Genomic DNA, 23,214 nt, shown 5'->3' with positions numbered 1-23,214 from the left:
GGTCCCATTCCGAACCCGGAAGCTAAGCCCTCCAGCGCCGATGGTACTGCACCCGACAGGGTGTGGGAGAGTAGGACACCGCCGAACACACTTTCACAGAACACCCCCGGGAACCACACGGTCCCCGGGGGTGTTCTGCATACCCGCACCAAACACACTCCACCGTGCATCCCCCTCGGACACCCGTCGAGGACACACCCACCGCAAAAACACCCCCCGAATGTGCGCTGACATCACCACCACACGCACAACAGGACGGTGAATCCACCACCCCGCCGCCAGGTAGAGACGCAGACGGTCACCCACGTGCCGGACCCTCACCCCAGTGCTAGCACTACGCCGTGCACCCGACACAACGGTGAGCGTTTGAGACGCAGGTCGAGCAAGGTCCTTTTGATACTCGTTCGTCCCGTTCTTCTTCGCTGTTCACGTCGACTTCATCGACAGGTCGATCTTTTGCGTCGGTAAGTATTCTTTGCAGCGGAACAGTCGGGGTGTGCCGATGAATCCGCGAGGAGAAACCGTCGCCGCCGGGGTTCCGGAGGCTCTTGCTGCTGATATGACCATGGCGGAGCAGCACGATTGGATTCGTTCGTTTCTGAAGCGGAATCCTGTATCCCGGAGACGCTTTCTGGTTGGCTCGGCGGCGACTGCTGCGGCGGCTGCCGTTGGGAATGCAGCGTGGTCCGGTCGTGCGTATGCGCAGGATGCGCCGCTGGCGGTGGGTGGTCGTCACACGTCGTTCGGTGTGGATTCGGCCACGCAGCTCCGATTCTCGGCTCAGTTGTCGCGAAATCCCGGGGTGACGGGGGTGTTCCTCGATCATGGGCCGACTCCGGCGCTGGGGGCGACAACTGCAGCGGAGGTTCGTAATCTGGTCAGTCAGGTGCCGCAGACCGACGGCGGCATCCTCGGTGCCGAGCAGTTCTACGTTCACGTGCCCGTCGACGGTCTGGCTTGCAAGACTCCGCATTTCTATCGCTGGCGTACCAACGACGGCTACGTCAGTGATGTGCAGACGGTGTGGACAGCGTTGCCTCCAGGACGGAGTGCTCCGTTCCGCTTCACGATGATGGGCGATCAAGGTGTCGATGAAACACCCTCTCGGCCGCCGGGCCTGAAGGCAGGGGATTACGACGATCTGTACTACAAAGCCGACAACGAGCCATCCGTTCGTCATGCGGCGAACATCGTCGGGCAGATCGCGACGCGCAGACCGGACTTTCATGTTTTGGCGGGCGACATCGCGTACGCGGATCCGTCGGGCGCCGGCCTCCCTGCTCAGTTCGCTCCCAGCGGGGTGACTCAGCCGAAAGGCTTCGACAAGTACAACCCTTTCGTGTGGGACGGCTACTTCGCAGCCATCGAGCGAAGTGCGGCGAGCACACCCTGGTTCTTCGCCACGGGTAACCACGACATGGAAGCGTTGTACGGTGCGAACGGGTACGGGGGACATGCGGCCAGGCTCGATCAACCCGAGAACGGTCCTGCTGGCTGCCCTTCGGTCTATTCGTTCGTGTACGGCAACGTCGCCGTGCTGTCGCTCGACGCCAACGATGTGTCGTACGAGATCAAGGCCAACACCGGCTATAGCGGCGGCAGGCAGAACACATGGGTGGAAAGGTCCCTTGCACGATTCAGGGCGGATCCGAACATCGATTTCGTGGTGTGCTTCTTCCACCACTGTGCCTACTCGACTACCGAAGCCCATGCATCCGACGGTGGTGTTCGCGACGCATGGACGAAGTTGTTCGACCGCTACGAGGTGGATGTGGTTCTGCAAGGGCACAATCACGTGTTCGAACGAACCGACCCCATCCGGGCCGGCCATCCGACACGGACGGCGGCCGACCACGCCGTCGTGTATCCGAAGTCCGACGGGACGGTGTATTACACGGTAGGCGGTGGCGGCCGGCCTCGGTACACATTTCAGCCCTCCGAGCAGGAGACGTACAGAGGAAACGAGTTGCCGAACAACGCTGTTCCGAACAGCTACGTCTGGACGCCCGACGGTGAGAAGGCCACTGAAGCCGTCGGGTGGTCTCGGGTTCGCTTCAGAAACTACTCGTTCGTCTCCGTCGACGTCGCTCCCGGGATTCCCGGAATCACACCGAGCGAGATGAAGATTTCCGCGATCGACGAGTACGGCCGCGAGTTCGATCGCGTCACCTATCGGCGAGATGTCCCGATGAGCGGTGTGTTCGGTTCGTCCTGATCGAGGTCGTGGTTCGATTCCATGCGTTCGAGCACCCACAATGCAGCGCTTGGAACAGGTTCCACGATCACCACGTCGGTACGGAGGGCGAGCTGCCGAGCTGAGTCGCTGAGCGGACCGCCGCCGATGATCACTGCTTCGGCGCCCGCCGCGGCGGCGTCGTCGACCGCTGTGCCGAGTTCGTCCACGGTGGCGTCGAGATCTCGGGCGAGGACGAGCGGGTCGGAATCCGTCAGAAAGATTCCTGCGAAATCAGCATCGGGGCTGCAGTGTCGTACCAGCGTCCGCAACGACGGCTCCAACAGCGGTGTGGTGGTCGCGATGGCAAATCGTCGCCCTCCGCAAGCTGCTGTCGACACTGCGGCCTGCCCGATTCCGACGACGGGAATGTCGACGAGCTGCCGAAGGGCAGCGACTCCAGGATCTCCGAAGGCGCCGACGATCACCGCGCAGGGCCTGTGCACGTCGATACCGGAGAGCGCTGCAGCAACGGTGTGTTCGGCCGCCTCGTCGAGAGCTTCGGCGTCGACGATCATGCTCGGACCCGCCGCTGCGGTGACTCCGACGACGTCGTATCTCGATCCGTCCATAACTTTCTCGGCAACCGCGACGAGCATGTCGGTGGTCGAGGCGTTGGTGTTGGGGTTGACCACCAGAATCGTGGGCACGCTGCTCATGAATCAATCATCCTCTGGCATGGGGTGTCCGAAGGTTTCTCGGGGGAACTGAACTGCGACGGCGCATACGACGAAGAGTGCGGTGAGAACGGCGAACATCGCGGGGACTCCTGAGCTGTCCAGTACCGCTCCGGCGATCAAGGGGAACAGACCACCCGAGAGAGAGCCGATGGCAAGGATGACGGAGGTGGCGAGTCCGCGAATGCGAGTCGGGTACTGCTCCGGGGCGAACAGCCAGATGGTGGTGTTCAGAACAATCACCGAGAAGTTGAAGAGTGCACCGAAGAACAACACCAGTCCGATGTCGGTGGCGAAGAAACCGAAACCGAGTGCCGCGGCGGTACCGAGGCTTGCACCGGCCGTCAGGGTGATCTTGCGGGGAAGCTTTCGCGCGATCAGGGCCGCGGTGACCGCGCCGATCAGGGAACCCGACTGCATGACGAGCGTGTACCAGAGTGCACTCGTGATCGACATCCCACGTTCGGTGAGAATGATGGGAATGAGCGTCAGCATGGAGATTTGCGCGGCGTACGACATGCAGACTGCGACACCCAAGGCGAGCGTGCTTCGGCGATAGCGCGCACCGAACATCTCGGTCCACCGAACCTTGGGGGCAGCCGTGTCCGCTGCGAGCGTTGTCTTGTCCAAATAGACCTCCTCGGAGCCGAGAATTCCGCGGAGCTTGCCTTGAGCAAGGCGGTTGATGACGGTGTTGGCCTCGTCGATTCGTCCGGTGGCCGCCAGGTATCGGGGAGTCTCCGGCAGTGACCTCCGATAGAACACCACTGCGAGTGCAGGCAGAACCAGCATGCCGAACAGCCATCGCCAGCGGTCCTCGCCGGTGAAGATGGCGAACACGATGACGCCGAAGAGAGGGGCGAGCATGTTGCCCAGTCCTGCCGCGGCGACGTTGATCAGCCCGACGGCTGTCCCTCGGTGCCGAGCCGAGAAGAACTCCGACAGCATGATGACCGCAACGGCTATTTCGCCGCCGAGTCCCAGGCCGACGAGGAACCGCGCCGCGACGAGAACTTCGTAGTTGGGCGCGACAGCGCACAGAAGCGATCCGAAGGCGAACACCAGAAGGTTGGCGCCCAACAGAGTTCGACGGCCGAGACGGTCCATGACGACACCTGCGAGAATGCGACCGAGGGCAACCGCTGTGAACGTAGCGGTGTTGAGCAACCCGATCTCGGTGCCCCCGAGGCCCCAGTCGGCGCGGAGGACCGGTCCGGAGATGCCGACGGCGTTCTGCTCGATGGCGTCGAAGAAGACGCCGAACAACACCATGGCGACGATCCCGATGTGAGCGGAGGTGAGGCCGATACGTGAGTACGCGGATTCGATCTGTGTGCCGAGTGTCGTTCGTTCGGCGGGTGAATCCTGTGGAGAGTTCATCGACGAGGGCAGGGTGCTCATCCCGGTGTGCCTTTCGCGGCTGGTGGTCGATGGATACCGTCATTGGTATACCAAATGATGAGCGAGAATCTACGGCCGGATGTCCACTGTTGGGTTTCCGTTCTGTTAAACACATGTAAGAGCGGCGACTAGATGGCGTAACACGAGCTCGCTGGCGTCGCCGCGTGTTGGGCTGCATCATCGAGTTCGGCACTTGGTATACCTGAGGTGGTGTTGCTGTTGGTGCTGGTACACATGGGCGAGCAATGATGGAGGACAGTGCATGGAACAGGGTGCAGCGTCGGCGAGTTTGTCCCGCCGTGTGTTCGACGAGATTCGCGCGCGCATACTCGATGGACGAATCCCGGCCGGTGAACCCTTGCGCGAGCGGGATCTCAGTGCCGAACTCGATGTGTCCAGGGTGCCGATCCGTGAGGCGCTTCCTATGCTCGAGGCCGCCGGACTCGTTGCGTTGTCGCCGCGTCGACCCGCCGTCGTGACAATGGTGACGCGGAGCGGAGTGGACGAACTGTACGATCTGCGCTCAGCGCTGGAACCGCTCGCGGCCCGAAAGGCTGCGTCCGCGGTCGCGGTGGGTGCTGATGTGTCGGCGCTCGTCGGTGCGGTGACGCGCGCCGGAGATGCGTTGGACGCAGGCGACCTGCCGTCGTTCCATCGCGAGAGTGGCGGCATTCACGCCGCGATCGAATCACTCGCAGGCAACCGGCTTTTCGTCGTCATCATGGAACCTTTGCGGGAACGCAGCAACCGGCTCAACGTCGCGAACATGGAACGCGACCCCAGCGTCAGGCACAACGAACATCTCTCGTTGGTCGATGCGATAGCCGAAGGTAATCCCGAACTTGCTGCGGCCGTTGCGTACTCACACGTCGAATGGGGTCGGCAGCGCACATTCGAGACACTGTCCTCGGTTCCGGGATTCGATCCGACGGCGTGATGCCAGTGGGGCGTCACGGCCACCTCCCGACGACTGCATCGAGGTGTCAGGTTGCGACGAACCGTGCGTGAACCTCGGCGCGAATGACGATGTCCTGTGGTTTGAGTTCGAATCCGTCGTCGGGTGCGGCATAGGCTCGAGATGCGACCACATAGTCCTGATGGGATGCTGCTGCAACACCGAGGAGTCCCGGGTCCGCTATCGCACGGGCGCTGACCGTCGATCGGCCCACGCTGTGCGCGAACACCTCTGCCTTGCTCTGTGCGTCCTGGACGGCACTCGCGCGGACTCGACGGGTGTTCTCGGCCGACGTCGCCTCGGTCAGCGACCAATCGAAGTGGCCGATGTCGACCCCGTCGAGCGCCGACACCGCATAGACGAACGCGTCGACCACGTCGATCTGGCTGAATTTCACCTCGATCGACGCAAGTGCCTGATAGACGTACGGCAACTGTTCCCCGTTGTGGTTGAACGGCCTGGACCGCGAGTGCCGCACTTGATCCAGAGCCCATGCGTCGATCGGGCCGCTCGAAGGGTTGTACAGCGGATCGATCAATCCGGTCAGCTCTCTGACCAGGCGGTGAGCAGGTTCGGCCGCAGCCTCGGCTGTGCGGCCGTCGGTTCGAACCGCCAGGGACACCGTGCATCGCTCCGGCGGGTACGTCGCCTGGCCTCGGCCGACGACCGTGATCTCGACAGGGTTCGACTCCATGATGGGAGTGTGGCACACAAGGGGTAGCGCTTCATTCGAGCGAACGACGCGTGTCTACCCGACCCGCGGCGACATCCCCGACCGGGGGATCGACGCGCGGTGCGAGGTTGGCGCAGAATGGGCGGCATGACCGCATCCGTGCGCCGACGATGGGTGCTGCATGTGGACATGGACCAGTTCATTGCGGCGGTGGAGGTGCTGCGAAATCCCGAGCTGGCGGGGAAGCAGGTCGTGGTGGGCGGTAGGGGGGACCCGACCGAACGGGGAGTGGTGTCGACGGCCTCCTACGAGGCGCGGGCGTTCGGCGTCGGATCGGGGATGCCGTTGCGGGTCGCGTTCAAGAAGCTGCCCGACGCGATCTTCCTGCCGGTCGACGGGGAGGCATATACGGCGGCGTCGAACATCGTGATGGACGCACTCCGAAGCTTGAACGTGGTGGTCGAAGTGATGGGTTGGGACGAGGCGTTTCTCGGCGTCGAGACCGAGGATCCGGTGTCCTTCGCACGCAGGGTTCACGACACGGTGTTCGATGCGTCCGGGCTGCATTGTTCGGTCGGCATCGGGGACAACAAGTTACGCGCGAAGATTGCAACGGATTTCGGCAAGCCGCAGGGTATCTACACCTTGACGTCCGCCAACTGGTTCGAGGTGATGGGAGACCGCCCGACGGATGCGTTGTGGGGAATCGGGAAGAAGACCGCGAAGAAGCTTGCGAGTCTCGGTATCACCACGGTGTCGGAGTTGGCGGCAACCGACGATTCCGCGCTGGCAGCTGCGTTCGGTCCGAAAACCGGGCCGTGGATCGGAACCAAAGGGCGAGGGGTCGACCTGTCGCCGGTGTCCGCGGCGCCGTGGATTGCTCGTTCTCACAGCCGGGAAACCACGTTTCAGGAGAACCTGGAGGATTGGGAGGCGATCACCGAGGAGGTGAGGGCTCTGGCGCTGAAGGTGCGTGAGGACCTCGTCGCAGAGGACAGACCTGCTGTGCGGGTAACGCTGAAGGTGCGTTACGCGCCTTTCGAAACCCACACCACCACAGCTGCCCTCGACGGTCCGCCCACCTTCGACACACAGATCATTTCCGACGCGGCGGCCGCGTTGGTGCAGAGGTTGGACCACTCGCGCAAGGTACGCCTCATGGGCGTGCGCCTCGAGATGACGCCTCCCGCTGGTTCAGGCCCTGGCGAAGAGCGCGGGTGACGAGCCGGCGACCTGAACAACCTGGTTGCGGGACACCAGGTGTCGAAGATGCGCGGCAGCTTCGGACAGTGCGAGTGTCTTGTGGAACGGGGAGATGTCGCTCCAAGGTTTGTACCACTTCATGCGTTCGGCGACCTCCCAGACGGTGATCTCGTCGTCGGCGAATGCTTGACGGAGATGGTCGAGTCGTTCTTCGTGGTGCTCGATGAGTTCGCCCGCGCGCACTCCGACGTCGTCGATGCCTATTCCGTGGGAACCCAGTCCGCGCGTCACGTTCATGGACTGCACGTGGCGCAGCGAGTCGAAGAACTCTGCAAGCGCATCTCGCTCCTCGAGCGGGTAGACGAAGTTGCCGACGTGGGGTGTCGTCTTCTGCAGGACGTGATCGCCGGTGAACATGACGTCGGCGTCGGGCAGATGAAAGCACACGTGACCCGGGGTGTGGCCGGGGGTGAACACGGCCTGCAGATTCCGTCCGGTCAGCGCGATCGTTTCGCCGTCGCGAAGGATGCGATCGGGCGCCGAGTCGGGCCCGGTCGGCGGTTGCAGTTCGAGTTCCTCCCATGCGGCGATGTCGGCGTTCGGTGCGCCGGCGGCGGTCATGTTCGCGCGCTGGCGCTCGATCCACTCGGGGCCTCGCGGTGTCGTCATGTCCTCGAACTCTGCGTGGTCGGCCTCGTGCATCGCGATCCATGCTCCCGATGCCTCGCGGACGCGGCCGCACAGGCCGGTGTGATCAGGATGGAAGTGCGTCAGCACCACGCCCTCGACGTCGGTGATCGAGCGTCCGACGGCTTCCAAACCGGAGGTGAGGCCGGCCCAAGCGTTGTCGTCGTCCCATCCCGCGTCGACGAGGACCAGGCCGCCGGGAGACTCCATGGCGTAGACAAGCGTGTGGCCGAGCGGACTGTCGGTGATGGGGACGGGGATCTGGAGGATGCCGTCCCCGATCGCTGCTGCGTCGCTCATGCCTACCTCGTTGCTTGGTCCAAGTAATCAGTTCTTCTCTTCATACTGACCCCGGCGAGGAGCACAAGGGAAATCGGGGTACCGATCGAGAGCTCAGCGGCGACGCCACTCGATGGCCGGGCAGGTGTCCATCACCATGGGAACCCCGGCGGCGAGAGTACGAGCGAAGGCGGCTTCGTCGATGACGCCCAGCTGAAACCACACGCCTTTCGCGCCCACCGCGACGGCCTCGTCGGCGAACCGACCTGCCTGCTCGGATCGACGGAACACGTCGACGACATCGATCGGAAACGGCACCTCGGCGAGCGTCGCGTATCCCTGTTCGCCGAGAACCGTCGGCGCGTCCGGGTGAATCGGGACGATACGTTTGCCTCTGCGTTGAAGGAGGGAAGCAATCTCGTAGGCGGTGCGCTGCGGATTACCGGACAGGCCCACGACGGCCCAGGTGTCGAGGTCGTCGAGCATCAGATTCACCGACTCGGATTCCCGCCAGGACGTCATGATCGCGACGCTACTCTTCGCCGTCGTCCGATCGCATCGGTGCACCACAACGCCCACACGATCAGCAGTGGCTGGAACAGCAACCGGACTCCGCGTGCGGCGTCGGTATCGAGACCGAACGCGTCGGTGTGCGTCAGGAACTGGCTGATGTTTCCCGGAAACACCGCGACGAAGAATGCCGCGACGATCCAGCCCACAGCCGGCCTACGGACGAACACGAGCGCCAGTCCCAGGGCTATCTCCACTACGCCCGACGCGAGAACGACGAAGTCGGTGTCCAAAGGAACCCACGTCGGCACCTGTGCGGCAAATTCTGTGCGCGCCCAGAACAGATGGCTGAAGCCCGCGAACATGAGGAATGCGCCGAGCAGTAGTCGAGCGATGGCCTTCATGACCACATGGTGCCAGGGTTCGTTCAGTTCGTGTGCAGTCGCGCGGCGAGGACGGCTCCCGCCGTGCCCAGTGCCAACACGACGGCCGCCACCACGAAGGCGGTGGAGTAGGAGTCGCCGAGCGCCGGGGCGACGACGAGGGGGCCCATGACCTGTCCGATGCCGTAGACGGTCGTCAGTGTTGCGGCCGTTCTCCCGATGGGCAGCCCGGCGGCCATGCCCATGGTCAGCATGGTGATGCCCATGAACGTGCCGCCGAAGAGAACTGCGGCGACGAGCGCGACCGCAGGGCTGTCGCTGACTGCAGGCAGGATCGCGGACACCGTCTGCAGGCCGAAGGCGGCGACGAGTGCTCGCGGCGGTGTGATGCGTTGGGCGACCGCGTGCCACAGCACGGTTGCCGGAACTGCGGCGCACCCGACGACGATCCACACCACGGGGCCGACGGACGAGCTTCCGTGTCCGCCGGCGGCGGCGACGAGGAAGGTGCCGACGATGATGTATCCGAGTCCTTCGAGGAAGTACGCAGCAAGCAGAACTCGCCAGATTCGGTGTCCCTGTGGCGAGGGCCCGACGTTGCCGCTGGGCCGCCTGGACTCGGCGCGAATTTCGAGCGCGAACGTAGGTGAGATCACGACGGCGGTCAGTGCGGCGGACGCAATCCACAATGCCTGCCACGAAAGATGTTGTGCTGCAACGAGAGTGAGAACGCCGGACGCGGCGATTCCCGCTCCTACACCGCCGAACGCGATGCCGGGTGACGCGCCGACGTGCCGCGCGACGGTGCTCGCGCAGCCGAGGAACACGGCGGCGCTCGCCAGACCGGCGACGAACCTGAGTATCGAGAACACGAGGGTGCCGTCGGCGAACGCCATCGCGACCTCGCTGGCGACGAGCAGGGCGACCCAGGCACGGAACGCCGTTGTGCTGTTGAGGGTGGGTCGGAGCGACAGAAGTATCGCTCCCACGAGGTAACCGGTGTAGTTTGCCGTCGCGATGACTGCGCCGCTGCTCGGCGTGACTCCGGCGGAGTCCACCATGATCGGTAGGAGAGGGGTGAAGACGAACCGGCCGACGCCCATCGCTGCGGCGAGTCCCGCGGCTGCTGTGAGTGAGACGCGGCGGCCACCTGCGATTCCGTTCACTCGGCTAACTATACGTGCGGGAGCAGATCACTCCGACGGCACAACGATGCCCTCTTTGAGTAGCCGTTTCACCACCACCAGCGCGCTGTCGGGGTCGAGACCGCGCATGTCCGCGACACGGCGGGATTGTCCGCTGCGGAGATCGTCGAGTGCACCGGCGCACTCGTCGGGCAGGGAGATCGTCTTGTCGCGAAGGCCGACGTGGACCCGTCCGTTGCTGCGGGTGATGCGAGGGGACAGCCCCTGCCTCCATCGGACCACGGAAGCAGCGTCGAGGGCGGCGATGAACGCGACCGTGCGCAGCGGATCGACCGGTGCCGGTCGAGTGATCGCGACCAGGCGCGCGGCCAATTCGTCGGCGATCGCACGGCGGGCATCCGGATCCGATCGGATGCGTTCCAATGCCGCTGCGACGTCGTCGAGTACGCGGTCCACGTGTGGTGCGGTCGAGTCCGGATCCGTCAGGTCCAGTCCCGCGGGCAATGGCTCGCGGATGCGCGCGTCGTCCTGGAGCGCGCCGAGAACGCGATGTGCGATGTCGTAGTTGTTGAACGACGCCACGCCGATGGTGAGATGAATCGTCGTGTCGCCCAATGCTTCCGCGGAATGAATCCATCCCCGCGGCAGATAGAGGACGTCACCCGGCGTCAGGATTGTGTCGAGGTACGGCGTGTTGCTGGCCTGCTTCTCGACGGCTTCGCGCCGGTCGGACCACGGTTGGTTCGACAAGGGATGCGTATGAACGGGAGGGTGAATCATCCACCGCTTCTCGCCACTGATCTGAAGGACGAACACGTCGTGCACGTCGTAGTGCGGCGAGAACCCCGTCGAGGCGGCGGGGGTGATGTACGCATTGACCTGACTCGGATGACCGAGGTCGTCCACCAGATCACGGGTGAAGTCGATCAGCGGCGGCCACAGGCGATGAAGTCCTTGCAACACCAGCGTGTGTCCGTCGGCGAACGCGGACAACACCGCGGACGAGTCGAGCTGATCCGGCATCTCGGCCCCGAAGCCGGCCGACGACGTGAACTCGGACTTGTCCAGCAGCGCGCCGTCCTTGGCCATCCGTGCGAAGGGAGTGCGGACGCCGCGGTGCGACACCAGCTCGTCGACGTCGGACGGAGTCAGCAGATCCTCGAATGTGCGGTCGAGTTCCGAGGCGCGGGTGAGCAACGGCGTGCGCCCCCACACCTCGTCGGAGAAAGCGCGCTCGGGAATGGAGATCAGACGACCGAGCGCGGACCGGAATTCCGGTCCGCGCTGGTCTGCGTGCATGTCGCTCAAGCCGAGCCGTCCGCACCGCCGTCGTGTCCGTTCGGGTTGGAACCGCCGTCCGCGGGTCCTTCACCCGGACCTGCGGTGCCGTCGGCTCCGCCGTCGTGGCCGTTGGGGTTGGATCCGCCGTCTGCGGGTCCTTCACCCGGGCCTGCGGTGCCGTCGGCTCCGCCGTCGTGGCCGTTGGGGTTGGATCCACCGTCAGCGGGGCCTTCTCCGCCGGATCCGCTGGTGGTGATGTCGTCGTCGTTGATGCTCATCGAAAACCTTCCGGTCGACCTGACTTCTGGGAACGAGGGGCTGTCCCCGCTCGAAGTCGTGGATTGACGGTTCGACGGGCTTCTAAACCCAGCGCTTATTCGGCCGGTGCGTCGCCCACGACTGCGGGACGGGCGATTGCCCAGCCGCCGAAGATCAGTGCGATTGCGAGCATCACCAGTCCGACCCACAGGTTGGCGCTGGTACCGACGCTCATGTCGACGACGTTGTTCGACGGCGACGAGTGGGTCTTGTTGCCGAAGACCGATGGAAACAGGCCGGCGAGGGTCAGCAGGATCCCGTAGATGCCGAGCAGTGCGCCGATGACGGAGCGGATGTCGAACAACCGCGCCACCAGGCCGGGATTCTTGTCGGGTGTAGTCATTTCCGGTTCTCCTCTAGTGGAAGACGATGTTGAGGACGACGACGAGGCCGAGCGCGAAGCCTGCCAGGGGAACCGGTCGCTTGTACCAGGGGTTCGTGGCGTCTTCGGGGTCGGTGAACATGTCTCGCGGAGTTTCCGAGTAGACGAATCCGACGAGTTCCTTCACCGGTTTCGGCTGTGTCACCATGCTGACGCCGATGCTGACCACGATGTCGACGACGAATGCAGCCGACGCCGCGACGAACGGCATGCCCTGTCCTGGAAGGTTGATCACGCCGACTTCGGACAGAATGAAGACGAGGACCGCTGCCGACGTGCCCGAGACAAGTCCGATCCATCCGGCTGCGGGCGTCATCTTCTTCCAGAACATACCGAGGATGAAGGTGGCGAACAGGGGAGCGTTGAAGAACCCGAACAGCGTCTGCAGGTAGTCCATCAAGTTGGAGTAGCCCGACGCGATGAGCGCGGTGAAGATCGCGAGAATCGTTGCAGCGACAGTCGCGACGCGACCGACGGTGATGTAGTAACCGTCCTCGCGGTTCTTGACGATGTATTGCTGCCACAGGTCGTAACTGAAGACGGTGTTGAAGGCGGAGATGTTCGCGGCCATACCTGCCATGAAGGCAGCCATCAAGCCGGCGACGGCCACGCCCAGTAGGCCGTTGGGGAGGATGTCTCGCATCATCAGCAGCATCGCGTCGTTGTACGTGATGTCGCCGGTTCCGTTCTCCTTCAGGTTGATCATGTCCCCGATCGCGGCGGCAGCGATCATGCCGGGGACCACGACGACGAAGGGCACCAGCATCTTCGGGATCGCACCGATGATCGGTGCGCGCCGCGCTGCGGACATCGAGCTCGACGCCATCGCGCGCTGTACCTCGACGAAGTTGGTCGTCCAGTATCCGAAGGACAGGACGAATCCGAGACCGAACACGATGCCGATCACGGACAGGATCGGTGAGTCGAACCCGCTCAGCGCTTGCCCCGGCCACGACGAGAGTTGTTCTCCCGCCGACGCAGTGACGGTGCCGTCGGTGACCGTCGGTACGACTTTGTCCTTGAGGCCGGACCACCCGCCGATCTTGATCAAACCGATCACCGTCAGCGGAACCAGGGCGGCGAGGATGACGAAGAACTGCAGCACCTCGTTGTAGATCGCTGCGGAGAGGCCACCGAGGACGGTGTAGGTGAGCACGATGGCTGCGGCCACGATGAGTGAGACCCACAGCGACCATCCGAGAAGGACTTTCACGACGGTGGCCAGCAGGAACAGGTTGACGCCCGCGATGAGAATCTGTGCGACGGCGAAACTGATGGCGTTGACGAGGTGGGCTTTGGTGTCGAATCGTTTGCGCATGAACTCGGGGACGCTGCGCACCTTGGAGCCGTAGTAGAACGGCATCATCACGATGCCGAGGAACAGCATCGCGGGGATCGCACCGATCCAGTAGTAATGCATGGTGGCGAGGCCCAGCTGGGCGCCGTTCGCGGACATGCCCATGATCTCGACGGCGCCGAGGTTCGCGGACACGAAGGCGATGCCGGTGACCCACGCGGGGAGTCTGCGTCCGGAAAGGAAGAAGTCCAAACTGGTGGAGAGCTGTCGGCGGGCGACGTAGCCGATCCCGAGAACGAACACGAAGTACACGGCGATGAGCACGTAGTCCAGCGCGTTCGTGTTGAACGAAAGCACGCCTTCTGCCGCAAGAGTCGACGTCACGCGTCAACCTCCCTGGTTGAGTGAGCTGGCTCACTGGTGTGAGCGATGTGAACACAAAGTAACAGGTTCAAACAATTACGTACATCCGTTCCCGCATTTGTGTCCGGTTCTGTTTGGTAATGTTCGATTCATCAAGGTCGCTGGTGCACCGATTCAGTCGTGCCCCGAAATCAGAGGTAGGTGCCGATGCTGGCAGCGGAACGACACTCCGCGATCCTGGCGGCGCTGCATACCGACGGCGCAGTCAAGGTGGTCGAACTGGCCGATCTCCTGGGCGTCTCGGAGATGACGATCCGGCGTGATCTGGACGTTCTGGACGAGCGTCAAGTGCTGCGCAAGGTCCACGGCGGTGCGATCGTGCGAGGGAACCGAGGTATCGAGCCACCGTCGACGGCGAAGGCAGCACGGCAGCACGCCGAGAAGGTCGCTATCGGCCGTGCCGCCCTCGGAGCAGTCGAGGATGGAATGACCATCGCCGTCAGTGCCGGCACGACGACGCTGGAACTGGCGAGACTGCTCAGGGGCCGCGACGCCATCACTGTTGTCACCAATTCGATTTCGATCTTTCAGGAGCTGACCGGGCACCCCGACGAGCCCAATCCTGTCGTCTACCTCACCGGCGGCTCACGCACCCCGTCGGACGCGCTCGTCGGGCCGATCGCCAACGCAGCTCTCGACGTGTTCCGTGTCGACGCAGTGTTCCTCGGTGTGCACGGTTTCGACATCGAATCCGGCTTGACCACACCGAACATCGCCGAGGCCGAGACCAATCGTCGGCTCATCGCAACCAGCCGACGATTGTTCGTGTTGGCGGACAACACCAAGTATCGAGAAGTGGGCACCAACGTGTTCGGGCGAATGTCGGACATCGACACACTCGTCGTCGACGACGGTCTCGACGTGGCCGACAGGGCCGCGCTGGCGCCGCACGTGGAGAACATCCTGGTAGCCGAGACGGAGAAATCATGACCACGCAGCACCCCGTTCGAGCCGATCTCGCCGACGGCCGGGAGATCCTCTTCTTCTCGTTGCCCGGCCACGTCGCTCACCCGGTTCCGGACGTTCGGCCTCTGGCCGCGCGACCGAACGGGGCGCAGTCGGAGGTACGGCGTGACCGTCAGACCGGTGATTGGGTTGCGATCGCGGCGTTGCGGCAGGACCGCACGTACAAGCCGCCCGCAGATCAGTGCCCTCTGTGTCCGTCGCCGGGCGGAGACCGAAGTGAAGTTCCCGCAGCGGATTACGACGTGGTCGTGTTCGAGAATCGCTTTCCGAGCCTGTCGCACGCAGGCCCCGATGCACCGATTCTGCACGACGGTGATCTGCAGGCTCCCGGAATCGGGCGCTGCGAGGTCATCTGCTTCTCCAGTGATCACACCGCGTCATTCGCTGATCTGTCTCACGACCATGCACGTCTTGTCGTCGACGTGTGGCGCGAGCGAACCGCAGATCTGTTGGGACGCGACGGTATCGAACAGGTCTTCTGTTTCGAGAACCGAGGGGAGGACATCGGCGTCACGTTGTCTCATCCGCACGGGCAGATCTACGGGTACCCGTACCTGACGCCGCGGACGACGTCGATGCTGCGTCAGGCTCGCGAGTTCGCCGCGGTCCACGGACGCAACTTGTTCGCCGACATTCTCGGGCAGGAGATCGCCGACGGTCGTAGGGTGCTGGTGTCCGGCGAGCACTTCACGGCATTCGTTCCGTTCGCGGCTCGCTGGCCCGTCGAGGTGCACATCTACCCGAATCGACACGTCCACAGTCTGTTGAATCTGACCGAGGACGAACTCGACTCGCTGACCGATGTCTACCTCGACGTTCTGGGCCGTTTCGACAGGATGTATCCGGCACCGCTGCCGTACATCTCGGCCCTGCACCAGTATCGGTCGGACGGAATCCAGGCGGACGGGTACTTTCACATCGAGCTGATGTCGGTCCGACGGTCGGAGACCAAACTCAAGTACCTGGCCGGATCCGAATCGGCCATGGACGCGTTCATCACCGACGTCACCCCCGAGCAGATGGCCGACAGATTGAAGGCATTGTGACCACGTACACGGCGTACGCGCCCGGGCGGATCAACCTGATCGGCGAGCACACCGATTACAACCTCGGTTTCGCGATGCCCATCGCGCTCGAGGAACGCACCACGGTGACGTTCGAGCCGGACGGGTCGGACCGAATCACGCTGGCCAGCGACGAAGAGGGCGTCGGTTCCGCGTTCGACGTGACCGCGCAGCCCGGCGACGTCGACGGCTGGGCGTCCTACGCGGCTGGTGTGGTCTGGGCTCTCGCGCAGGCGGGACACCCCGTCGTCGGAGGCGCGATGAGCGTTCACAGCGACGTGCCCATCGGAGCGGGTCTGTCCTCGTCGGCGGCCCTCGAATGCGCCGTGCTCCTGAGTATGAACGCGGCCACCGGAACCGAACTCGACCGTCTGGACGTAGCACGGCTCGCGCAGCGCGGTGAGAACGATTTCGTCGGTGCGCCGACGGGCCTGATGGATCAGTTGGCGTCTCTGGGCGGCGAGGTCGACCGGGCGCTGCTCATCGACTTCGAGACCTCGTCCGTCGAACCGGTTGCGTTCGAGCTCGACGCGCACGATCTGGTGCTGCTGGTCGTCAATTCCAATGCAGCGCATCAGCACTCGACCGGGGAGTACCGGGCACGTCGCGAGTCGTGTACCCGCGCGGCGCGAGAACTGGGCGTCGACTCGCTGCGAGAGGTGCAGGGCGAGGACGTTCTGGAGCGGATCGGGGATTCGGTCGACCGGGCGAGAGTTCGTCACGTCCTCAGCGAGAATCAACGCGTACTCGAGTGCGCGAAAGCCATGGCGAGCGGTGACTTTCGTCGAGTCGGAACTCTGATGGACCAGTCCCACGCCTCGATGCGCGACGACTTCGAGATCACCACACCCCACATCGATCTCATCGCCGAATCACTCGGTGTACACGGAGCTCTCGGCGCACGCATGACCGGGGGCGGCTTCGGAGGATGCGTGATCGCACTCGTTCCGGCACCCGACGTCGACCGCATCACCACAGCGGTGACGTCCGACATCGCCGAGCGGGGTTTCCCGGACCCGACGATCTTCACCGCCCGGGCCGGCCGCGGGGCCGCGCTCGTGAACGACCGGACGTAACGCCGGACATCGTTCTGCAGGTCACGTTCCTGCTGTTCGGGAACTTCCGCGGCCAGGATTAGGGTTGCGGTCATGCTTACCGCTGTCGAGGAGTCCGTTCGCGAGCGAATTGCGGCTTTGGACGTGGATGCGCTGGCGTTGCTGCTGCGGCGCCGACATGTGGCGCGGACGGATGCTCCCGAGGACCTCGACGAGCTGGCACGTCATCTGGTCGGGGGCGATTCGTTCGCAGATGTCTACCTGACGCTGCCGCGGCCGGCGGTGGAGGTGCTGTCCGCGGTTGCGTTGTGCAAGCAGCTGCGGATGCCGGCGACGGTCGATGCCGTCCGTCGGTTGCTGGGAGATCCGGAGTCGGGCTTCGAGGCTGTAGTGGTGGATCTGGCCGAACTGCAGATCGCGTGGGTGTCGGATGGGGTGCTGACAGCGGTACATCCTCTTCCGGTGTACGCGGTTCGGAGTTACGGCACCGATGTTCGCCGGTCCTTGGATGCGGCTGCGCTTCCGGTGCTGCGTTCGGTCTCGACGAAGCTGGGTCTCCGCGGAGACGGGGCCCGGCCCGAGGTGGTGGAACAGCTCGTGTCGTTGTTCGACGACCCCGATGCACTGCGGAGTGTGGTGGAGTCTGCGCCGGATGCCGAGAAAGAGTTTCTGTACGACGCTGCCCGCCGAGACTCGATCCTCTACGCGGATCCGGTGTATCTGACGGCCGCGCGTCCCGGTGCATGGGCAGTGCAGCGGGGATTGGCATGGCAGGTCGCGAACGGGCCGGTGTCGATGCCGGTGCAGCTGACCCGGGCGCTTCTCGGTGCCGATTTCGTTCTACCATTCAGCCCGACTCCGCCCGAGGTCGACTCCGAACCGGTCGACGCGGGGCACGTGGAGGCGGAAGCGTCGGCGCGCGTTCTTCGCATGGTGGAGCTCGTGACCGGGGCGATCGAATCTGCATCGACCACGCCGATCCAGCTGCTCAAATCCAATGCCGTCGGCGTGCGCACGGTGCGTGCGATGGCCAAGGATCTACACGGCGAGGTCGACGCCGTCCAGATGGCTCTGGAACTCGCGTTGGGCGACCGTCTGCTCGACTTCGAAGCTCTGCCGGCGCCGAAGGGCCGAAGGCACGCTCCGGCCTCGCATGTTCTGGTCGCGACGGACCGATCGGTCCGGTGGTTGGCAAGTGATCCGGGTACCCAGGCTGCATCATTGCTCCAGACATGGTGGAACGCCGACGCCGTGTATCTCGCGGAGTACGAAGGCGTTGCCGACGAATCGCGCCAGATCCCGCCGAGATTGTTGCGCCGCGCGGTCGTGTCGGCACACGAACTCGTTCAGGCGGGACACGCCTTTGCCGACGACGGGGCAGTGGTGACGATGCTCGGGTGGACGTTCCCGTGCTTTCCCGTCGAGGAGGGCCTGGACATACTGCAGATGACGCAGCGTGAGGCGGAACTCGTCGGCGCCCGGGCGCTGGGCGCCGGCACCGAACTGGGTCGAGCTTTGTTGTCCGAGAACGTATTCGACGCAGTGGAGCGGGCCGTGTCCACAGCGCACATGCGCGCGACCGTCGGCGCGGATCTGACGGCAGTGGTGTTCGGGCCACCCGGAACCACGCTGGCCCACTTCTTCGACAGTGTCGCGGTACGCGAGGCGACCGGGGCCGCGACGACGTGGCGGTTCGATCAGGCCAGTGTCCGTGAGGCTTTCGACGACGGCCTCTCCGTCACCGAGGTGCTCGAGGGTCTCGACAGGTTCTCGACCGGCGGCATCCCGCAGGCGTTGACCTATCTGGTGAACGATGTAGCCCGCACGCACGGCAGCATCGGTGCCTACACGCTTGCCTGTGCAGTGGTGGCGCCCGACGAAGCGTTGATCTCGGAGATCACGGCGAACAGACGGTTGTCGAAGCTCGGTCCGGTTGTTCTCGCGCCCACGGTTGTCGGGTTCACCGCGCCGATCGAGGCGTCGCTGGAGGCGCTTCGATCAGCGGGGTATGCGCCTGTGCATCGTGATTCGGACGGCCAGGTGATCATCGGGCGCACGCAGGTGGCACCGAACGCAGAGCCGGCGCCGTCCTACGCTCTCGGTACGGCACCGTCGTACGACGAACTGGCCGAGGCGCTCGCGTCGGCCGGTGACTAGCTGCTGAGCGCAGTGGCGACGGCTTCGACCTGATCCGCGACGCGCGGACCCCACCGGCTCGACAGATCCTCGTCCATCGTGATGATCGCACCGTCACGTACCGCGGTGGTCGACGCCCAACCCGGCCGAGCTGCAACGATTTCCGCCGTCACCCCGCAACACTGCGAGTCGGCCAGGAAGACGATGTCGGGGTCGGCCGCGACAACACCTTCGTCGGACATCTGCGGATAATCGGTGCCGGCACCGTCGGCGATACTGGTCAAGCCGAACAGGCCGTAGATTCGGCCGATGAAGCTCTCGCTCGTCACGGTGTAGAGCATCGAATCGAGTTCGTGGAAGTAGGTCGCGTTCGACTGGGGAACGCTCGCCACCGCGGCATCGATGCGTGTGCGCATGTCCGCGACCACTGCGTCACCTTCGGTGTCGTGACCGGTGGCGTCGGCGATGGTCTCGATCTGGGCGTAGGTGTCGTCGATGCTCGTCGCGGCGGGAAGGAGCAGTACCGGTACATCGGCTGCGTCCAGACCGGCGACGAGGCCGTCGATGTCGTCGGAGGCAACCACCAGATCCGGGTCGTAGCCGATGATCGCCTCCAAGCTCGGTGTGTACGCGGACAGCTCGGTTCTGGGTGCGTCGGTCGGGAAGTCGGACTGACTGTCCACCGCGACCACCTGCTCGCCTGCACCGACGGCGAACAACGTCTCCGTCGCAGTCGGGCTCAGTGAGACGATGGACGTCGGCCTCGACTCGATCACGACGTCGGACGCAACGGTCCTGGGAAACGTCCCGTCGCCGGCGGCCTTATCCGCGGGTTGTTCGTCGGTCGTATCGCTCCCACACCCCGAGACAGTCAAGGCAACGGTCGCCGCCATCACGGCCAGAACTGTCGGTATGCGCACCGGTCGATGTGTCATGTTCCCCATTCCTTCGACGTGTCAGTCGACGGTAGCGTCGTCGGCGTCCCGCAGCTGCCGATAGGCCTCGGCGAGCAGGTCGCCGGCAAGATCGTCGCTGTGGTCGCTGGTGTCGGGTGCGCGGTCGGCCATCGAACGTGAGTTGAGTGCGTAGGCCAGGTCGTCGAATTCGTCGTCGGAGATTCCGAAGTCGATGTCGGCGTCGTCGGTGAGGAGTGCGCCGATGTCGATTCGCCACGACCAGACGTCCGCGGTGTCTGCCGTTTCTCGTGTGGCGGTGACCAATTCGGTGGAGAAGTCGAGTTGCTCGTCGGAGTACCCGTTCGCAGTGTCGGTGTTGACGAGCATTTCCAGTTCGATCGAGTCGTCTTCGTCGTCGCTGAATTCGGTGACGACGAGGGTGTCGACGCCGCCGCAGGTGAGGGTCAGGAGTCGACGCTCGTGGGCGGGTGAGTCTGCCGAGGGAAGCGCGGCGACGGTCCACCCGTGCCGGACGGTGTTCGCCGGGTCGGAGATCGTGGCGTTGATGTAGTCCGCGACGATGTTGCGGATGCCGGGATAGGCGATGTGATCGGACAGTTCCCAGTACCTGGTTCGGTGGCCGGACGCCGTGCCGGTCAGCACCGTCGTGCGCTGGGCTCGTTCGGTCGGAAAGGTGAAACGCTCGGTTGCCGCCATGACTGACGATCCAACTACATGCGGGCAACCATTCCCAATCGATCGTCCTGTCGGTACGAAATTCGACTGCAGCTGGTTCATCCACAGGCGTTCTCGTTATCCACAGGCGGGTGTTCGCCGAGGGTTGGGCGCGCGGCCGGCAGTGCAGAGTGACGAGCCATGGGGGTCTACACGCGTGCACAACTGGAGAGTCAGGGGATTGCACGGTCCGGCATCGCACGGAGGGTACGGACGGGTCGCTTGTTCAGGGTCCTTCCTCGGATCTATTCGGATCCCGAACCATCCTACTTCGACCTGTGCACCGCCCTCACCCTGTGGCGGAGCGATGCAGTACTCAGTCACGACAGCGCAGCGTGGCTCTGGGGCCTGCTCGACGACGAGCCGTCGACGGTTCACGCGACCGTGCCGGTATCGGTACGGGTCAGCAGTGTCGACGGATTCGTGCTGCACCGCCGGTCCGTGTCGTCGACCGAAAGGCACGGCCTACCGGTGGTATTCGCCGCCCAGTGCTTCGTGGATGTCGCGTCCACACTGACCGGTGATCCGCTCGACCAGTTCTTCGACCGCAATATCGGCGCACGGGTGTCGTGGCGAGCGGTCACCGACCACATCGTTGCCACGAAAGGAATGAAGGGCATGCGTGAGGTTCGTCGTCAGTTGGAACACTGTTGCCCAGGCACATTCTCCGAACCGGAGCGGATGGTTGCCAGGGCCGTCCGGGCTCGCGGTGTTCGGATGAACATCAACGCACCCATCGGCCCGTACCTCGGAGATCTCGTGGACTATCACGCCAAGGTCGACGTGGAGATCGACGGGCGCGAGTACCACATCGCGCCCGGGCCTTTCGACAACGACAGGGTCAGACAAAACCGGATGATCCTCGACGACTGGTTGGTGCTCCGCTACTCCGCTGCAACGGTGTACCGCGATGTCGACGCCGTGGCGGATCAGATTGTCGGCGTTGTGCGGCGCCGTAGACGCAGCAGGGGTGCCTGACGCTCCATTCCTTGGACGAATCTGCGGTTTTCCGCGCATTCGAGTCGATAGTGGAGCGTCAGGATCGGGCCTGAACTGGGCCAACTTACACGGATGTCATTCTGCTGCTTGTGTATTTGTCGTGCCCGGACGCCTTGCGAGAAGTGAGGATTTACGTAACACTCACCCCATCAGTCTCATGAGTAACACGAGTCACACGACACGGTGGGAGCGTTCATGCGCGCACGTACTCGGCAGATGGCGATCGGCGCTGTTCTTACCCTCGCGGCGAGTGGACTCACCGTTCTCTCGTCACCCACCGCCAGTGCGGAACCGTGTGGAGGCATCGGCGGGCCGGGCTCGTCGCCGCTGTTCGGGTCCTCGGGTAGCGCGGGTGGTGGACCCGAGAAGAATCCGCGTGGACCGCAGGGCCAGCTTCCCGCGATCTCCGGCAACGCGACGTCGGTTGCATGGGTCACCGGGCCGTTGAGCCCCAACAACACCTACGACCGGTTCGGCATCTCCGGGACGGATCTGGGCATCAGCTGGGACAACGGGTCCGGGCAGACGCTGATGGCGTTCGGTGACACGTTCGGTAATTGCTCGGTGACCGGGGCGCAGTGGCGAAGCAACGTTCTGCTGCGGTCGGACGACAAGAACCTCGCCGACGGCATCACCGTAGCCGACGGAGTGCCGGGCGATTCCACGTCGGGCGCGGTCGTCGAACCAGCAGGATTCGCCAGCGAGGTCGTACCCAGTCTGGGCGTCGCAGGCGTCGAGGACACCGTCATTCCTACTGCAGCCATCTCGATCGGCGGTGTGCAGTACATGAACTACATGTCGGTGCGCTCGTGGGGAGCACCCGGTCGGTGGGTCACCAACTTCTCCGCGATCGCGACGTCGAAGGACAACGGGCAGAGCTGGCAGACTGCGGCCGCGACGATCCGGGTCAACGCAGGCATCACGATTCCGGCGTTCCCTCAGGTCGAGGAGAGCAACGGCAAGTACCAGATGAACGCCTACGCGGAAGGTCAGGACGGCTACGTCTACCAATTCGGTACGCCCAACGGTCGTTTCGGCGCCGCGTTCGTTGCCCGCGTGAAGCCGGAGGAGATCCTCGACCTGACGAAGTACGAGTACTCGACGCAGGATCAGGCCAAGCCCTGGTCGACGAATGTGGCCGATTCGAAGTCGGTGGTGACGGAACCCGTCAGCGAATTGTCGGTGGCCTGGAACGACACTCTGAAGCGGTATGTCATGTTGTACGGCAACGAGGTCGACAGGACCATCGTGGCCCGCACGTCGGAGAAGCCCGAAGGGCCGTGGAGTGCGCCGAAGACGCTCCTGAACAGCCGGCAGACCAGCGGCGGAATCTACGCGCCGTACATCCACCCACTGTCCAGCGGCAACGACCTCTACTTCACCGCGTCACGGTGGTCGGACTACAACGTGCTGCTGCTGCGGACCAACGTCGACGTTTTGAAGTAGCCGAGTCCCGCACCACTTGATGCCTCCTCACATATGAGTCGGCTGTGTCGTCGTAGAGGTACAGACACAA

The 23,214-nt window shown here is 64.0% G+C and carries 22 protein-coding genes and 1 rRNA gene; 10 read left to right on the top strand and 13 right to left on the bottom strand.

Annotation, left to right across the window (positions count from 1 at the left end):
- Both rrf and CH289_RS17970 read left to right on the top strand, forming a co-directional pair.
- Nucleotides 1–87, top strand: a 5S ribosomal RNA gene (gene rrf, locus CH289_RS17975); the annotation flags it as partial.
- A 388-nt stretch (nt 88–475) separates the two neighbouring features.
- Nucleotides 476–2,215 (top strand): metallophosphoesterase family protein, encoded by a 1,740-nt coding sequence (locus tag CH289_RS17970; protein ID WP_462052404.1) that lies wholly within the window; start codon nt 476–478, stop codon nt 2,213–2,215.
- Here the strand turns inward: CH289_RS17970 and CH289_RS17965 are convergent.
- On the bottom strand, nt 2,170–2,892 hold the full coding sequence (locus CH289_RS17965; protein WP_020112672.1) for an aspartate/glutamate racemase family protein: 723 nt from the start codon (nt 2,890–2,892) through the stop codon (nt 2,170–2,172). The genes CH289_RS17970 and CH289_RS17965 overlap by 46 nt on opposite strands.
- Nucleotides 2,893–2,895: 3 nt before the next feature.
- Entirely contained in the window at nt 2,896–4,311 is a 1,416-nt protein-coding gene (locus tag CH289_RS17960) for an MFS transporter (RefSeq protein ID WP_019667661.1), read from the bottom strand.
- 262 nt (nt 4,312–4,573) lie between these two features.
- Between CH289_RS17960 and CH289_RS17955 the strand changes: the two genes are divergently transcribed.
- The gene (locus tag CH289_RS17955) at nt 4,574–5,248 is read left to right on the top strand and encodes a GntR family transcriptional regulator (protein ID WP_019667662.1); all 675 of its coding nucleotides are present in this window, start codon (nt 4,574–4,576) and stop codon (nt 5,246–5,248) included.
- Nucleotides 5,249–5,294: 46 nt separating this feature from the next.
- On the opposite strand, the gene CH289_RS17950 is transcribed toward CH289_RS17955, so the two are convergent.
- The gene (locus CH289_RS17950) at nt 5,295–5,960 is read right to left on the bottom strand and encodes an SIMPL domain-containing protein (RefSeq protein WP_020112673.1); all 666 of its coding nucleotides are present in this window, start codon (nt 5,958–5,960) and stop codon (nt 5,295–5,297) included.
- Between the two features lie 126 nt (nt 5,961–6,086).
- Between CH289_RS17950 and CH289_RS17945 the strand changes: the two genes are divergently transcribed.
- Nucleotides 6,087–7,160 (top strand): DNA polymerase IV, encoded by a 1,074-nt coding sequence (locus CH289_RS17945; RefSeq protein WP_026348231.1) that lies wholly within the window; start codon nt 6,087–6,089, stop codon nt 7,158–7,160.
- Here CH289_RS17945 and CH289_RS17940 read toward each other — a convergent pair.
- The 8 genes from CH289_RS17940 to CH289_RS17905 all read right to left on the bottom strand — a co-directional run bounded on the left by CH289_RS17940 (nt 7,134) and on the right by CH289_RS17905 (nt 13,808).
- Nucleotides 7,134–8,129, bottom strand: coding sequence for an MBL fold metallo-hydrolase (locus CH289_RS17940; protein ID WP_094728292.1), 996 nt, complete (start codon nt 8,127–8,129; stop codon nt 7,134–7,136). The two genes, CH289_RS17945 and CH289_RS17940, sit on opposite strands and share 27 nt — an antisense overlap.
- Before the next feature lie 93 nt (nt 8,130–8,222).
- Nucleotides 8,223–8,630, bottom strand: a complete 408-nt coding sequence (locus tag CH289_RS17935) for a CoA-binding protein (RefSeq protein ID WP_371828315.1) — start codon at nt 8,628–8,630, stop codon at nt 8,223–8,225.
- The gene (locus CH289_RS17930; protein ID WP_037160248.1) at nt 8,627–9,022 is read right to left on the bottom strand and encodes a DoxX family protein; all 396 of its coding nucleotides are present in this window, start codon (nt 9,020–9,022) and stop codon (nt 8,627–8,629) included. Before CH289_RS17930 ends, CH289_RS17935 begins: the two co-directional genes overlap by 4 nt.
- Before the next feature lie 23 nt (nt 9,023–9,045).
- Nucleotides 9,046–10,167, bottom strand: a complete 1,122-nt coding sequence (locus CH289_RS17925; RefSeq protein WP_094728291.1) for a YbfB/YjiJ family MFS transporter — start codon at nt 10,165–10,167, stop codon at nt 9,046–9,048.
- 27 nt (nt 10,168–10,194) lie between these two features.
- Nucleotides 10,195–11,445: a cupin domain-containing protein gene (locus CH289_RS17920; protein WP_033187978.1), complete on the bottom strand. Its 1,251-nt coding sequence runs from the start codon at nt 11,443–11,445 to the stop codon at nt 10,195–10,197.
- Between the two features lie 5 nt (nt 11,446–11,450).
- Nucleotides 11,451–11,705, bottom strand: a complete 255-nt coding sequence (locus tag CH289_RS17915; protein ID WP_019667678.1) for a hypothetical protein — start codon at nt 11,703–11,705, stop codon at nt 11,451–11,453.
- A gap of 95 nt (nt 11,706–11,800) precedes the next feature.
- On the bottom strand, nt 11,801–12,088 hold the full coding sequence (locus CH289_RS17910; RefSeq protein ID WP_037182014.1) for a hypothetical protein: 288 nt from the start codon (nt 12,086–12,088) through the stop codon (nt 11,801–11,803).
- 13 nt (nt 12,089–12,101) lie between these two features.
- Nucleotides 12,102–13,808 carry a sodium:solute symporter family protein gene (locus tag CH289_RS17905; RefSeq protein WP_371828052.1) on the bottom strand — a complete coding sequence of 569 codons (1,707 nt, stop codon included), beginning with the start codon at nt 13,806–13,808 and terminating at the stop codon, nt 12,102–12,104.
- A gap of 186 nt (nt 13,809–13,994) precedes the next feature.
- On the opposite strand from CH289_RS17905, the gene CH289_RS17900 reads away from it, so the two are divergent.
- The 4 genes from CH289_RS17900 (at nt 13,995) to CH289_RS17885 (ending at nt 19,089) form a co-directional block, all read left to right on the top strand.
- Entirely contained in the window at nt 13,995–14,777 is a 783-nt protein-coding gene (locus tag CH289_RS17900; protein ID WP_019667681.1) for a DeoR/GlpR family DNA-binding transcription regulator, read from the top strand.
- Entirely contained in the window at nt 14,774–15,859 is a 1,086-nt protein-coding gene (gene galT, locus CH289_RS17895; protein ID WP_094728290.1) for a galactose-1-phosphate uridylyltransferase, read from the top strand. Before CH289_RS17900 ends, galT begins: the two co-directional genes overlap by 4 nt.
- Nucleotides 15,856–16,953 (top strand): galactokinase, encoded by a 1,098-nt coding sequence (locus CH289_RS17890; RefSeq protein ID WP_094728289.1) that lies wholly within the window; start codon nt 15,856–15,858, stop codon nt 16,951–16,953. Before galT ends, CH289_RS17890 begins: the two co-directional genes overlap by 4 nt.
- A gap of 72 nt (nt 16,954–17,025) precedes the next feature.
- Nucleotides 17,026–19,089: a helicase-associated domain-containing protein gene (locus tag CH289_RS17885; RefSeq protein ID WP_094728288.1), complete on the top strand. Its 2,064-nt coding sequence runs from the start codon at nt 17,026–17,028 to the stop codon at nt 19,087–19,089.
- On the opposite strand, the gene CH289_RS17880 is transcribed toward CH289_RS17885, so the two are convergent.
- Together CH289_RS17880 and CH289_RS17875 are read right to left on the bottom strand one after the other, a co-directional pair.
- The gene (locus CH289_RS17880; RefSeq protein ID WP_094728287.1) at nt 19,086–20,012 is read right to left on the bottom strand and encodes an ABC transporter substrate-binding protein; all 927 of its coding nucleotides are present in this window, start codon (nt 20,010–20,012) and stop codon (nt 19,086–19,088) included. The genes CH289_RS17885 and CH289_RS17880 overlap by 4 nt on opposite strands.
- A gap of 12 nt (nt 20,013–20,024) precedes the next feature.
- The gene (locus tag CH289_RS17875; protein ID WP_094728286.1) at nt 20,025–20,681 is read right to left on the bottom strand and encodes a hypothetical protein; all 657 of its coding nucleotides are present in this window, start codon (nt 20,679–20,681) and stop codon (nt 20,025–20,027) included.
- A gap of 159 nt (nt 20,682–20,840) precedes the next feature.
- Here CH289_RS17875 and CH289_RS17870 point away from each other — a divergent pair, with 159 nt between their 5' ends.
- Entirely contained in the window at nt 20,841–21,677 is an 837-nt protein-coding gene (locus CH289_RS17870) for a type IV toxin-antitoxin system AbiEi family antitoxin domain-containing protein (RefSeq protein ID WP_027498970.1), read from the top strand.
- Nucleotides 21,678–21,914: 237 nt separating this feature from the next.
- Nucleotides 21,915–23,144, top strand: coding sequence for a DUF4185 domain-containing protein (locus tag CH289_RS17865; protein ID WP_094728301.1), 1,230 nt, complete (start codon nt 21,915–21,917; stop codon nt 23,142–23,144).
- Nucleotides 23,145–23,214 lie beyond the last annotated feature (70 nt).

It is taken from the genome of Rhodococcus sp. RS1C4 (assembly GCF_002258225.1).
GTDB classification, from domain to species: Bacteria; Actinomycetota; Actinomycetes; order Mycobacteriales; family Mycobacteriaceae; genus Rhodococcoides; species Rhodococcoides fascians_E.
Note: the sequence above shows the minus strand (reverse complement) of the source record. Positions and strands in the feature narration are given on the sequence as shown.

What these genes read in the sequence shown, in the direction of transcription:
- CH289_RS17965 (WP_020112672.1), bottom strand. Translation starts at nt 2,892, where the DNA reads ATGAGCAGCGTGCCCACGATTCTGGTGGTCAACCCCAACACCAACGCC.
- CH289_RS17960 (WP_019667661.1), bottom strand. Translation starts at nt 4,311, where the DNA reads ATGAGCACCCTGCCCTCGTCGATGAACTCTCCACAGGATTCACCCGCC.
- CH289_RS17955 (WP_019667662.1), top strand. Translation starts at nt 4,574, where the DNA reads ATGGAACAGGGTGCAGCGTCGGCGAGTTTGTCCCGCCGTGTGTTCGAC.
- CH289_RS17950 (WP_020112673.1), bottom strand. Translation starts at nt 5,960, where the DNA reads ATGGAGTCGAACCCTGTCGAGATCACGGTCGTCGGCCGAGGCCAGGCG.
- CH289_RS17945 (WP_026348231.1), top strand. Translation starts at nt 6,087, where the DNA reads ATGACCGCATCCGTGCGCCGACGATGGGTGCTGCATGTGGACATGGAC.
- CH289_RS17940 (WP_094728292.1), bottom strand. Translation starts at nt 8,129, where the DNA reads ATGAGCGACGCAGCAGCGATCGGGGACGGCATCCTCCAGATCCCCGTC.
- CH289_RS17935 (WP_371828315.1), bottom strand. Translation starts at nt 8,630, where the DNA reads ATGACGTCCTGGCGGGAATCCGAGTCGGTGAATCTGATGCTCGACGAC.
- CH289_RS17930 (WP_037160248.1), bottom strand. Translation starts at nt 9,022, where the DNA reads ATGAAGGCCATCGCTCGACTACTGCTCGGCGCATTCCTCATGTTCGCG.
- CH289_RS17920 (WP_033187978.1), bottom strand. Translation starts at nt 11,445, where the DNA reads ATGCACGCAGACCAGCGCGGACCGGAATTCCGGTCCGCGCTCGGTCGT.
- CH289_RS17915 (WP_019667678.1), bottom strand. Translation starts at nt 11,705, where the DNA reads ATGAGCATCAACGACGACGACATCACCACCAGCGGATCCGGCGGAGAA.
- CH289_RS17910 (WP_037182014.1), bottom strand. Translation starts at nt 12,088, where the DNA reads ATGACTACACCCGACAAGAATCCCGGCCTGGTGGCGCGGTTGTTCGAC.
- CH289_RS17900 (WP_019667681.1), top strand. Translation starts at nt 13,995, where the DNA reads ATGCTGGCAGCGGAACGACACTCCGCGATCCTGGCGGCGCTGCATACC.
- galT (WP_094728290.1), top strand. Translation starts at nt 14,774, where the DNA reads ATGACCACGCAGCACCCCGTTCGAGCCGATCTCGCCGACGGCCGGGAG.
- CH289_RS17885 (WP_094728288.1), top strand. Translation starts at nt 17,026, where the DNA reads ATGCTTACCGCTGTCGAGGAGTCCGTTCGCGAGCGAATTGCGGCTTTG.
- CH289_RS17880 (WP_094728287.1), bottom strand. Translation starts at nt 20,012, where the DNA reads ATGGGGAACATGACACATCGACCGGTGCGCATACCGACAGTTCTGGCC.
- CH289_RS17875 (WP_094728286.1), bottom strand. Translation starts at nt 20,681, where the DNA reads ATGGCGGCAACCGAGCGTTTCACCTTTCCGACCGAACGAGCCCAGCGC.
- CH289_RS17870 (WP_027498970.1), top strand. Translation starts at nt 20,841, where the DNA reads ATGGGGGTCTACACGCGTGCACAACTGGAGAGTCAGGGGATTGCACGG.
- CH289_RS17865 (WP_094728301.1), top strand. Translation starts at nt 21,915, where the DNA reads ATGGCGATCGGCGCTGTTCTTACCCTCGCGGCGAGTGGACTCACCGTT.